The organism is Agarivorans sp. TSD2052 (genome assembly GCF_023238625.1).
In the GTDB taxonomy this organism is placed as follows: Bacteria; Pseudomonadota; Gammaproteobacteria; order Enterobacterales; family Celerinatantimonadaceae; genus Agarivorans.
Genome location: NZ_CP096670.1, coordinates 3,491,515 through 3,503,518 on the forward strand (window position 1 = coordinate 3,491,515; position 12,004 = coordinate 3,503,518).

The 12,004-nt window shown below is 46.5% G+C and carries 10 protein-coding genes; 7 read left to right on the forward strand and 3 right to left on the reverse strand.

The features are described from left to right. Window positions 1-180 precede the first annotated feature (180 nt). The 7 genes from M0C34_RS15880 (at window position 181) to M0C34_RS15910 (ending at window position 8,450) form a co-directional block, all read left to right on the forward strand. Window positions 181-1,041 carry a virulence protein gene (locus M0C34_RS15880; protein WP_248712660.1) on the forward strand — a complete coding sequence of 287 codons (861 nt, stop codon included), beginning with the start codon at window positions 181-183 and terminating at the stop codon, window positions 1,039-1,041. Then, window positions 1,041-1,970, forward strand: a complete 930-nt coding sequence (locus M0C34_RS15885) for an alpha/beta fold hydrolase (RefSeq protein ID WP_248712661.1) — start codon at window positions 1,041-1,043, stop codon at window positions 1,968-1,970. The genes M0C34_RS15880 and M0C34_RS15885 overlap by 1 nt, the downstream gene beginning before the upstream one ends. Next, a complete protein-coding gene (locus M0C34_RS15890; RefSeq protein WP_248712662.1) occupies window positions 1,967-3,280 on the forward strand; it encodes a DUF4056 domain-containing protein in 1,314 nt (437 codons plus the stop codon). Before M0C34_RS15885 ends, M0C34_RS15890 begins: the two co-directional genes overlap by 4 nt. Then, entirely contained in the window at window positions 3,277-4,434 is a 1,158-nt protein-coding gene (locus tag M0C34_RS15895; RefSeq protein ID WP_248712663.1) for a BamA/TamA family outer membrane protein, read from the forward strand. The genes M0C34_RS15890 and M0C34_RS15895 overlap by 4 nt, the downstream gene beginning before the upstream one ends. 110 nt (window positions 4,435-4,544) lie before the next feature. Next, window positions 4,545-5,180 (forward strand): GTP cyclohydrolase II, encoded by a 636-nt coding sequence (locus M0C34_RS15900; protein WP_248712664.1) that lies wholly within the window; start codon window positions 4,545-4,547, stop codon window positions 5,178-5,180. 148 nt (window positions 5,181-5,328) lie between these two features. Beyond that, entirely contained in the window at window positions 5,329-6,237 is a 909-nt protein-coding gene (locus tag M0C34_RS15905; RefSeq protein ID WP_248712665.1) for a DMT family transporter, read from the forward strand. A 167-nt stretch (window positions 6,238-6,404) separates the two neighbouring features. Next, entirely contained in the window at window positions 6,405-8,450 is a 2,046-nt protein-coding gene (locus M0C34_RS15910) for a methyl-accepting chemotaxis protein (RefSeq protein ID WP_248712666.1), read from the forward strand. 40 nt (window positions 8,451-8,490) lie between these two features. Here the strand turns inward: M0C34_RS15910 and M0C34_RS15915 are convergent, their stop codons facing one another. Genes M0C34_RS15915 through M0C34_RS15925 form a run of 3 tightly spaced genes read right to left on the reverse strand, consistent with a single transcriptional unit; the run spans window position 8,491 to window position 11,981 of the window. Beyond that, the gene (locus tag M0C34_RS15915; RefSeq protein ID WP_248712667.1) at window positions 8,491-9,606 is read right to left on the reverse strand and encodes a DUF1513 domain-containing protein; all 1,116 of its coding nucleotides are present in this window, start codon (window positions 9,604-9,606) and stop codon (window positions 8,491-8,493) included. Then, entirely contained in the window at window positions 9,596-10,567 is a 972-nt protein-coding gene (locus tag M0C34_RS15920; RefSeq protein ID WP_248712668.1) for an imelysin family protein, read from the reverse strand. The genes M0C34_RS15915 and M0C34_RS15920 overlap by 11 nt, the downstream gene beginning before the upstream one ends. A 10-nt stretch (window positions 10,568-10,577) precedes the next feature. Next, window positions 10,578-11,981 carry a di-heme oxidoreductase family protein gene (locus M0C34_RS15925; protein WP_248712669.1) on the reverse strand — a complete coding sequence of 468 codons (1,404 nt, stop codon included), beginning with the start codon at window positions 11,979-11,981 and terminating at the stop codon, window positions 10,578-10,580. Window positions 11,982-12,004: the final 23 nt, after the last annotated feature.

Here is a 12,004-nt window from a genome sequence, read left to right on the forward strand (position 1 = left end):
GATTAATTTAAGAGCAATACTCTAGCGACCTTTAGAGTATGAGTAATACGTAGGCACAAATTTCTTTGCTACGTATCCCCCCTTCAAACCACGGACGATAATACCTTGCTTACATACAAGGTGCTTGGGCGACTGCGACTTAACATATTTACCTAACGATTTACCGAGACAAGCTTGTAAATGAAGATATTAAACTTTGCTGCTGCCGCTTTATTAACGTCCTTTTTCAGCTTTGCAGAAGAAGTCGAACAAACTTATTTAAACAATCAGCAATACGACGCGTACTTTCCTATCTGGGCCCAAGAGGCTATCGACTTAGGACATAAGCTACCAAAACCCTATGGGTTTAGCATTAATTATATGAACATGTCACAACCATTAATCGTCGATAATGTGGCGTTTTCCGGTTTAGGTGCCATCGATAACTTAATAGCAATCAACGGTAGTCACGCCATACAAGAATCTGAAACTATCACCCTACGTGGTGATATATGGGTGCTGCCTTTTTTGAACGTATATGGCGTGTTAGGTCAAACAAAGGGCAGCAGCGTGGCCAACGTGCAGCTTGCCTTAGCCGGAAAACCTATTGGCCAACCGTTCGACTTTAGCTTAGAATTTAGCGGTATAACCTACGGGGCTGGCACCACCTTGGTTGGCGGTGTTGGTAATTGGTTTACCTTGCTTGATGTAAACTACACCAACACCGCTCTTGACATACTTGATGGCGAAATAAGCTCGATTGTCGTTACGCCCCGCGCTGGCTATAGGTTTGAGCATTCAGGTCGTGATATTCAAATTTGGGCGGGTGCCATGTACCAAAATGTAGAGCAAACCTTTAGCGGTAACCTCGATGACATTGGTATTAATTTGCCGCCGCCGTTACCGTCTGGTGGCAAATTTGTAGTGACTCAACATTTAGAAGAAAAGTGGAATGCTTTACTAGGTGGCCAAGTATCCCTTACTGAACACATGGATGCCCTAGTTGAAGTGGGCTTTGGTAAACGTAGTAGCTTTATGCTTGGTTTAGGGTATCGATTCTAATGAATAGTAGTTTGCAGCTCAGTCGATGGACAGCGGCTTTAGTATTAGTACTCAGTATCACTGGCTGCTCAGCTCTATCAGTAAAAGAACAGTTAGATAATAAGCAACTGACCAAAGCGCATTTCACTCAAAGCGAAATACAATTATCTGAAGGTGGTCAATTACGCTACTGGATTGGTGGAAAGGGTCAACCATTAGTCATGCTGCATGGTTTTGGCGGCACAGCCACCACCACGTGGTTACCGATGATGTTAGCGCTCAGCCAGCATTACCAGGTGATTGCACCAGACCTCGCATGGTTTGGTGATTCCGTTAGCCATGGCCCTGCAAACATCACCACCCAGCGAGCGGCCGTTAACCAGCTACTTAGCCAGCTTAGAGTTGAACACTACCATTTAGTCGGTATTTCATACGGTGGCTTAGTCGCCTATGACATGATGGCTAATCAGCAAAACATTCAGAAAGCGGTGATATTATCCAGCCCCGGTACGTTTATTAGCGACCAAGACTTAGCCGAGCTCAGCCAACGCTTTAGCGTTGAGCAACCCGCAGATATTTTTGTACCTGAAAACCGCCTGCAAATGCGCCGCTTATTTGAAGGGGTATTTACCCGTTTCCCACCTCTGCCACACGCGATAGATGAGCAAATTTATCAACGTTACTTTGCCCCTTGGCAGCCGCAAAAACGCCAGTTAATCGATAGTTTACCGAGTTACCGCGATACCTTAAGCCAACAAGTCAAGCCAGAAGATATGCCTCCAGTCTTATTAGTGTGGGGAGAGAACGACCAAGTGTTTACACTTGAACAAGGCAAGCAATTATCACGCTACTTACATGCCCCGATGGTGATTATTCCTGATGCTCCCCATAATATTAGCAACGAATATCCCGATACCGTTAGCCAAGCAATCGAGTTGTTTATTCAATGATGAAGACTATTTCAAATTGTGGCATTAGAAAGCCAAACAGCAGCCCCATAGCCCGTATTGGTGGCATTATCCTTATCACCGTGTTGCTAGCATCGTGCTCATCTAAAGATTGGCAGACCCGCAGCCGCCCTAGCGAACAGGCAGTGGCCAGCGCGTTAGATGAACTGCCTGATATGGCGCTGCTTACCGAGCAAATACCCGAACAATTTAGTTTGGCTCGTATGCCTGAAGACGTGCGCCCTTGCTGCGCTTTTGGCGATCACCAAAAAGTGAAAGTCGGTAGCTTAGAAGTGCCCTTATTTCGTTACGCCAACACCCTCTCGGTAGATGATATTGGTCCTCATGCCTATGAAGCTGGAACATGGAGCTTTCAACGAGGCGAACCCAATGCTCGCCGCAATAGTGAGAACAACGGTCAAATCTACACCCTACGTGGCGGCTTCATTGATTTAGCCCATGTGCGCGATACCGCTGACAATACCATTGCTTTATTTCAGCGTATTTATCCACAATTAGGTGAAGCCTTTAGCATTGAGTTGCCACCAGAAATCGGCCCCAGAGAGTTACGTTTTCAGGCCTTTGATATAGAGCACTTAGCCCCGCAACAGCGCTGGGAGTTAGCGGCGCAACTAGCCGCACGAATGGCCTTTTCAATGGCTAAGGCCCATGAAATTGCCCAGTGGCATGGCTATCGTAGTTGGAAACCTTGGTCGGAAGCGGTATCGGCTTACTCGCCTGAAGATCTTTACTCTAATATGTTGGGGGCAAAAATTGGCTTAGCCCTTGTAATTAATAACTTAACCATGAATAAAGAGTTGTATAACCAACACATGACCCATTGGTTGAAAGCCTCTATCGAACTGCTAGAGCCCGTCTCCAAAGAACAAACCACCGCCTTTTTTGACGTTGTGGATGGACTTTGGTGGGACTCTGAAGAACCTCTGCCTAATAAGTTTATGCTGTTAAAACGCCACTACCTCTTAAACTATCAACAAGTCCCTTATCTGGTGCCACAAACATTGGCTAGCAAGGATGAAAATTGGCCGCTATTGGCGCCATTGTATGAGCAGCAAGCTCCAATGTTAAGCTTGAGCTTACCTGCAATTATCCACGGTATTGAATTGGCTGACGTTAGCGAGCAATGGCTAGAGGTGGCGCCAAACTTTCAAGGCAATTTTGAGCACATCCCTGCTCAGCTATGGCAAAATGGCTTCAGCAATCAGCAATTCATAGAAATTAGCCAGTACAATCAACAACAAGATGAAATAGAACTACAGAATCATATTTCTGGTAAGACTAGCCATCAATGACAAAAAAATATGGCCTTGCCTTAAGCTTATTATTCAGCCTGAATACCTTTGCCAATCTGTCAGTATCGAACCCGCAAGATGATACCAGCCAAGCTAGTTGGGTGGACAATATTCTTGAAAACCTAGGTGCAGATGGCGGTTTTGATAATACTAAAGCTATCGATTTTAGCGTGTTGCCGGGGCCTTTTTACAATCCTGAAATGTCTTTAGGTGTGGGGATCTCTGCGATTGGTTTATATCAAATTGACGAGCAAGATACCGTTAGCCAAACATCGTCTTTGGTGATTAATGGGTTTGCCTCAGTGAATGGCTCTGTAGGTGTGGTCATCGATAATCGCAGCTTTCTAAAAGAAGACCAATGGCGTGTCTATGTGGATGCAGAAATCGCCGATGCGCCCGATGTCTATTACGGTATCGGTTACCAACAAAATCGCCAAGACGATAACCGGGTCAATTTTGATCACCGCCAACTCTCGCTGCGACCGATGCTGCTAAAGCGAGTATCTGAATCAGCCTTTATTGGCGCAGGCTTTGACCTTAGCTATGCCAAGGCCAGCGATATAGATGATGGCGAAAGCTTGGTGGATAGCTCCCTACTAGACGACAGTTCCAGTGCCGTGGGCGTAAGCTTCCAAGCTAACTTCGATACTCGCGACGTGGTACGAAATCCCTATGAAGGTCGACTATTACAACTTGACCTAGGGCTTTATCACCCCAGCATTGGCAGCAGCGACAATTTTCAAACGCTGAGTTTTAATTACAGTGAATACCTACAACTTGGCCCCAGAGACAGCTTGCTAGCTTGGCAATTTAAAAGTCGCTTTACCTATGGCGACACCCCGTGGCACATGTTATCGACCGTAGGCGGGGGGTCGGCTTTACGCGGCTATACAACAGGCCGCTATCGCGACAAACAAATGGTAATGAGCCAAGCTGAATACCGGTGGGACTTACCGGGCCGTCATGGCATGGTATTTTGGCTAGGAGCGGGAGCCATTGCGCCACAACTAAGCCTGTTTAGCAGTGATGAAATTCTTCCAAATGTAGGATTAGGTTACCGCTTTGAAGTGAAAAGCCGCGTTAATTTACGCTTAGATATGGGCTTTGGCGACGGAGAGAGTGGCTTCTATTTTAATGTTGATGAGGCGTTCTGATAAAATCGGCTTACTGATTGTCGAGTTTTCCACTTAGGAATGCTTTGCATTTGGTACAATGAATTTATACACTTCGCCCTCGCCATAGGCAGTAGTAATGGAGCCCATTGATGACGCAACCAACAAAAACTAGCAGCATTCGTACTCGAGTGCCCTTTCAAGTGGGCAGACGTAGTGATATTCCCGCTGAAATGCTCTCGTTTATCGACCTAAACAGCGAAAAAGAACATGTGGCTTTAGTTTTTAAAAATGCCGATAGCCAACAAGCTACGCCATTGGTTCGCATTCACTCTGAGTGTTTAACCGGTGACGTCTTTGGCTCTTCACGTTGTGATTGTGGCGAGCAACTCAACGAAGCGATTGAAAAGATGGCCGAGCAAGGCGGTATTATCCTCTATATGCGCCAAGAGGGCCGTGGCATTGGTTTATACAACAAACTCGACGCCTATCAATTACAGATTAAAGGCATAGACACCTACGCGGCGAATAACCAGCTAGGCTTTGATGACGACTTACGTGACTTTAGCGAAGCGGCGCAAATGCTCAAAGCCATGGGAGTCGCTCAGCTTAAATTACTCAGTAATAACCCGCGTAAACAAACCGCGCTAGAAGAAAATGGCATTACCGTTAGCGAAGTAGAAAGTACTGGGGTATATCGTAAGGTAGACAACCACTACTACCTACAAACCAAAGCCAGCCGCGGTAAGCACCGTCTAAAACTAACTAAAGATATAGTGGCGCCTTAGCAGCATGCTCCTCCGAGCTAGGTAAATAAACGCAGTTATCTGTAAAAAAACCACTCTCACAGCAACATTCTATAATATTTTTCTACCAAGCCTTGAGACACTGTATTTTTCGTCATACTCGAAATTTACGTTCACGAGGGGTTCACCAATGATCAGTTTTATCTATTTCGCCACAGTGTTTATTTGGGGAACAACTTGGTTGGCTATCGCCTATCAAATAGGCGACGTGCCTATTGCCAACTCCATCATGTATCGTTTTGCTATGGCATCGCTGGTATTAATGATTTTTTTGAAGTTAAGTGGCCGCTTACAGCAGCTTAATTTGAAGCAACATCTCAGTTGTTTATTGCTCGGCCTGTGCTTATTTAGTTGTAATTTTATGCTGTTCTACCATGCTGCACAGTACATTCCTAGCGGCTTAATCTCTATTATTTTTTCTATTGCTACCATTATGAACATGGCAAACAGCTGGCTGTTTCATCGCCAGCGCCCTAGTTTACGTTTGTTAAGTGGCGGAGCGATTGGCATTATCGGTATCGTAATGCTGTTCTATCCTGATATGCGGCAAAGTGATACCGCTGGTCAACAATTATTGGGTTTATTGATGGCCCTAGCGGGTACTTACTGCTTCTCACTGGGTAACATGTTGTCAGCCAAGCAGCAAAAACAGGGGTTGTCGGTCTTATCAGTAAACGGTTACGGAATGGCCTACGGGGCAGCACTGTTACTGTTGTGGGGACTACTTAGTGGTGAAAATTTCGCTTTCAGCAGCGCCCCTCTTTACCTGGGAAGCTTAATCTACTTAGCCCTTGTGGGCTCGGTACTCGGGTTTAGTTTTTACCTTATATTAGTTGGCCGTTTGGGGCCGCAAAAAGCCGCTTATGCTACCGTGCTGTTCCCGGTCGTGGCTTTAGGTTTATCGACTATTTTTGAAGGCTATCAATGGACACCTTTGGCATTAAGCGGTGTGGCCACAGTACTGCTCGGTAACTTACTGGTATTTACTAAAGGCAATCCATTCCGCCGATGGACAGCCAAACACACGAGTTCAAGCTAATCCCTTCCGCAAACCGGTATAAAACGGCGTGTTTGCGGTGATTTCAACACCTTCTCTACTTAATATCGAGGCCGTTAAGCCTGCTAAAAACCATTCTATGGTCTAATTAAGAAGATTAATAATATGAGCTATACTGACTAAATTATTAGTCAGCAGGGATTGCGTTCATGCTTAGCTCTATTTCGATTCGTTACAAACTGTTAGTACTGCCACTGCTTCTTGCGGTAGCTATGTTAGGGGAAGTGGTCCTAGTAACGTCCTCATTACAACAAAATAATGCAGATGCCTTGATTGTCAATATCGCCGGGCGTCAGCGGATGTTAACTAAAAAATTCTCCGCCGAAGAACTGTATAGAAGTAGCGCCAAGGAGCAGCAATTTCCAAGTATTCTTAATGCCGATAAAACCGTAGAACTCTACCAACATTCTTTACAAGCCTTGCAGCAAGGTGGGCAAACCTATGCAGACTTAGGCTTGAAAAAAGCAATCAACTTACCCGCGCCATCTCATCAACCCTTTATCGATCAGCTCAAGCTGGTTGAAAAGCTCTGGAACGAACAATTACGCATGGCCTTAGCCTTGCAAAATAGCCCCTCGGCCAGCAATTCTGAAGCCTTCTTGGCCGCTAATCATAAAAGCATGGCCGCTATGAACAAGGCGGTATTAATTTACGCCGATTATGCTGAACACAAACTCAGCAAGCTAATAAACAGTAGTATTAGCTTAGCGGTGGTCATGGTGATATTAAGCTCACTGCTGGCCTGGATAGTGATTCGCGATACCACCCGTCCAATTAACTTGCTGGTGGCGATAAGTCGCAAAATCAGTCGAGGTGACCTCAAGTCATCTTCTGAGCTAAATCAGATCATTAGTAAAAATGAACTAGGCATGTTAGCGCACCATATCGAGTTAATGCGCCAATCGCTGCAGGAAGCACTGAATGAAATACAACAAGCCTCAAGCAGTATTAATTTGTCATCCAATCAGGTTTCAGAGCTATCGACCCAAATTAGCCAAGCTAACCGTAACGAACAACAACGCTTCTCAGATATGTACGATAACTCGATGTCTCTAGAAGAATCGACCTCAAAATTGAGCGAAATTGCCGCTGAAACCCTCACCATGGTGACCCAGTGTAATCAATTATCAACGAATGCCTCTCACTTAGTGGGTGAGAACATCACGATGATGACCACGACCTCTGAAGAAACCACTAAGGCCAGTAGTTTTATTCAGGAACTTAGCAATACGGCAGAAAAGGTATACGGTATTGTTGATGCTATTCGTGCCATTTCAGAGCAAACCAATTTGCTCGCACTAAATGCAGCGATTGAAGCAGCCCGAGCCGGAGAGCAAGGCCGTGGTTTTGCGGTAGTCGCCGATGAAGTTCGAAGCCTAGCGGCGAGAACCGGCAGCTCTACCGATGAGATAGCCAAGCTGATTACTCAACTCACTGAGGGTGTACAGCAGGTAGTGAATAGCATGGGAGAAGTCACCAGCAAAGTTGAACTGAGCCGAGAAACCTCTCAACAAACTGAACAAGGTATTGTTGAAGTGACAGAAAAAATACAGTTAGTCGCACAAGCTCAGCAAAGCATTGATGAACAAGTCGAACATCAGAATCAGCAGCTTGATATCCTCAAAGAAACTCAGCGAGAACTACAAACTATTATCGAAGAAAGCCACAACAAGTCTGAAACGTCCGCCTTAGTAGCGGGACAACTGGCACGAGTGTCCAGCAATGTTACCGATCTACTACAACGTTTTTCACTCGATGCCACGTTAAAAGCAGAAACCAGGCAAAACAATGAGAAGCGCAGCCACCCTAGAGTAGACACCGGTTTGCACTTCACGCTGAACCAAGGCACCAAACGCGCTCAAGGATTAACTCAAGATATTAGTATGGGCGGGGTGAAAGTGGTTGTTCCGGGTAATTTGGCGCTGCATAGCAAACAGCCGCTACTCCTTAATTTGGCTTATTTGCATAAAGGTAAAAACAAGCAGTTTGATATCGCCGGACATATTATTGAACAGCGGGCCAATGATAAACAAAACCTACAAATACATGTACGATTTGACCAAACAAACGCAGACCAAAAACACGCCTTAGAGGAGATATTTGAAGCGCATGGTAAACAGAGTAATTATGTTAGCAGCAGCCCCCAAGAGAGTTATGTAGATCCTCACACGGACGTGATTCGCTTTAACTCTTAGCGCTATTGTTCACAAGCAAACCAAGCTGTAATGCTTGGCGTTAACTGATGTCTAGCACGCTAAGGTGATTGTCCCATTGCAAAGCTGTTTGCAGGCGTTGTATGGGCTGGGCTTTTTGAATCAACTGTCCTTGGCCGGTCGACGCCACCCAACCTTTAGCATGGGTGGCCAAGCCGCATACATCATCTACTTGCATCAACTGCGCTAGTTCTCGTTCAGTTTCAGACCAAACCGCCAGTTTACCGCCACGGGGCGAACTGGCGAGTAACGTGCCATCTACACATTCAATGCTTCCAATATAGTGATTAAACAGAGGCCAATAATCAGCATCGGCATCGAGAGCCATGCAAGGCTCCATCGCATGTTGAGAATAGACAAGAGAGCTAACTTCACGCTGAGGGTTTTGCCCCTGACACGCCAACCACACCGTATCACTATGTGTTGAGTAACAGAGGTGGCGAATGCTGAGTTGGTTATCCGGCAACTCTCTGGTTAATAAAGCTTGGCCCGTTTCGCTATCCAAATAAACCAAGGCTGGGCGCATCGTTTCTAGGTTTAGCTTTTCCCTTCCTTGAGTATGGATCCCCCCAACGGCAACGACCAAGCGCTGCTTTGGCAACATCAATAACTGATGCGGTCCCAAACCTGCTATCGGCCAACGCTGGCTAAGCGACCACCGCTCGGCTTGCTGTTGATACACCAACACCGCCCCTTGGCTGGTATCACTGTCACCAGCCGTGACATACAACTTACTGGCATCATCAGAAAAACAAGCATGCCCGTAAAAATGCATATTGGCGGGTGGAGTAATATTGCCTAATAGTTGCCCGGTTCGCGGCTCAAACAGCACAATATAATGACCAGGTCTTCGCCCAACACAGGCCGCGAGGCCGTGGTCTTTTTTTGCCAAAGCCACATGATGACCGCGGGCCGGTAAAGCCAATTGGTAAGGTAATTCGCCATTGCTAAACATCGCACTAAGCTGGTATTTATCCTGCTGTTTAGTGCAGCCAAGTAACAAATAGTTATTAGCTCTAGCGCTATCATTGCGCTTAAGAAGTGCATGAGCAACCGCCGGTGCACTAAGCAAACTGGCGCCTAGCGATAGCTGCGCCATTCTTTGCAACAATTTACGACGGTTCAACTCAGTCGCCATCGTTATTATTAAACCCTAACTCTATCGACAGAGCCTGCGGTACTTGATTTGCAAATAAACGGTCTAACTTGGCCAACATCGGTTCAGCCTTAGCCCAATCACTCAACTGAGCGTGTTGGTCATTGGGCTCAATAGTGGGCATGGCCTTGCTTAAAAGAGCAAATTGCGCTGCGGTTTGCTTGGCTAAGTTTGCATCAATACTGGTTAGGTAAATCGCTAGGTACCGCTGGTAACGTCTCGCTAAGCCAGTGAGTTGCTCAGCTAACAGCTGAGCACTGAGTTTGGCACGCCAAGCCTCTCCTTGATAGGGGCGTAAACGTTGGTGCTTAGCTGAGTAAATTGCCCGCAGCTTGCGCAGCATAATGCTGGTTTGCAGGCGGTAACTGTTCAGTACATCACTGCTTAACTGTTCTGGGCTAATAGTCGCCAGATCGCTAGGTAGGTTGTTCGCTACTTGCTCTGCCGCCTGCACGTATTGATTCACTACATCAGGCAGCAATACGCAACGCTGCTGCTCACTAAGCGCTTCGAACAATAGAAACTCTTGGCTACGTAAATTGCTATGAGTACTGCTTAAAGGCTGCTGTCCGGCTAACGCCGCTTTAACTTTACGCCCAGTAGTATCTTTTTTGTCAGGCCAGTAACTTAAGGCCCAGTTCAATTTTAAATCAACCAAAGGGCCAAGTGCTGAAGCTTGTAGCGGCAGATACGCAAGATAATTTTGTCTCCACAAGCTTTGGCTTATTAGTAAGCCATCATCACTTGGTTTGGCACAGTAAGCCGTCACATGTTGTTGGTAGGCACGCGCTTCTGATACTAAGTATGCACTTAAACCCACAATATGTTGCTGCTCTTGCTGTAACCATTGTTGCTGTAAAGTGACGGTATTAGCAATCGCCGAGCTCAGTCCTACCAGCCCCAAAACACCGAGAGTGATTGCTCGATAAAAACACTTATTCATAGTTGGCCTTTTAGAGTGAGTTAACAAAAGCCACCAGCGCATCGCGCTGCTGTAAGCTTAAATTGGCAAAGGCTTGTTTAGCAGGTTCGGCTTCGCCACCATGCCAAACAATCGCTTCAGCCACATTACGCGCACGCCCATCGTGTAATAACTGACTGTGGCCATTGACGGTTTCAGTCAGCCCTACTCCCCATAACGGTGGAGTGCGCCATTGCTGTCCATTGGCTAAGTATTCGCCCCGACCATCTGCCAGTTCAGGCCCCATATCATGTAGCAACATATCGGTGTAGGGGTAAATAACTTGCTCGCTTAAAGCTGGCAAGTTTGCTCGCTTGGCTGTAGTAAATCGGCGTTTATGACAGCTATCACAGTTAACTTGGCTAAATAACTGGTCACCTTGTTGCACCAACTCTTTGTCATTAATGCGGCGCTTAGGCACGGCTAAATGGCGGGTATAGAACTCTACAAAGCCAAGTAGCTTATCACTCACCTCTGAACCATCAGGGTCGACGCCAGAAGTCGCCACTTGGCATTCTTTTTGGGCGGCCGTGCAGTGATCGTTCGTGAACATTAAGCTCGTAATACCAATATCACCATTAAAGGCAGCGGCATTTTGTTGCATTAAATTGGGTTGCCCCGCCTTCCAGCCAAAACGCCCTAAAGTATAAGCTTGCTGCTGTTGGTCCCAGACACGGTTAGCCACACCGCGAATACCATCTTGGTTAATATCATTAGGATCTGCATTGGCCAATATGTCTTGCTCGCTAATGCTTTCTAACAACCCCAAGCCAATCATTGGCGAAGCAATCCGCGGCGAGAACAAGGTATCGGGATGCAGCGGCCCATAGCCTAACTGATCGACAAGCAATTCTGGCTTGCGTAACATAAGTAGGCTGCCGTCACTATAAGTAAAAGCTTGCTTCGTATAGGCAAAACGCACTCGCGCTTCAGGTGCTACCCCAGGAATAGCTTGGTCTTGTATTTGGCCGCCGTAGGTAGGTTCTGGCACCACACCATTTTGGGCTTCCAGTAATTTTTGCTCATCTGTTACTGCCGGAATACTGATCCTCACTAACATAGAAACAGCGTTATCGGCCCCCACCGGAGCAGGATGCCCGCGACCATCTTTGAGGTGGCAATTCTGGCAACCGTTAGTATTAAACAGTGGCCCTAGGCCATCTCTAGCGATCGTCGTCGCGGGGGCAACCACCCAAGGATTACGAAAGAAACTATTGCCAGTACTAAAATTCAAACGCCCTTCAAAACTCAAATTAGCCGCAGGCAAAGAAAACGCATTGCGATCAATTCGGATAGTCGTCGTATCGCCGCCCGGCTTATTGGGGTTGGCAAAGGCGACAATATTGGCGCTTAACGCCGCCACTAAGACCAGCTTACTCATCAACTTATTTTTCAAACTCACTCTCTCCCAAGAATGCT

Coding starts and splice junctions, on each gene's coding strand:
- M0C34_RS15895 (WP_248712663.1), top strand. CDS start 3,277: ATGACAAAAAAATATGGCCTTGCCTTAAGCTTATTATTCAGCCTGAAT.
- M0C34_RS15885 (WP_248712661.1), top strand. CDS start 1,041: ATGAATAGTAGTTTGCAGCTCAGTCGATGGACAGCGGCTTTAGTATTA.
- M0C34_RS15890 (WP_248712662.1), top strand. CDS start 1,967: ATGATGAAGACTATTTCAAATTGTGGCATTAGAAAGCCAAACAGCAGC.
- M0C34_RS15915 (WP_248712667.1), bottom strand. CDS start 9,606: ATGGCGACTGAGTTGAACCGTCGTAAATTGTTGCAAAGAATGGCGCAG.
- M0C34_RS15905 (WP_248712665.1), top strand. CDS start 5,329: ATGATCAGTTTTATCTATTTCGCCACAGTGTTTATTTGGGGAACAACT.
- M0C34_RS15880 (WP_248712660.1), top strand. CDS start 181: ATGAAGATATTAAACTTTGCTGCTGCCGCTTTATTAACGTCCTTTTTC.
- M0C34_RS15910 (WP_248712666.1), top strand. CDS start 6,405: ATGCTTAGCTCTATTTCGATTCGTTACAAACTGTTAGTACTGCCACTG.
- M0C34_RS15920 (WP_248712668.1), bottom strand. CDS start 10,567: ATGAATAAGTGTTTTTATCGAGCAATCACTCTCGGTGTTTTGGGGCTG.
- M0C34_RS15900 (WP_248712664.1), top strand. CDS start 4,545: ATGACGCAACCAACAAAAACTAGCAGCATTCGTACTCGAGTGCCCTTT.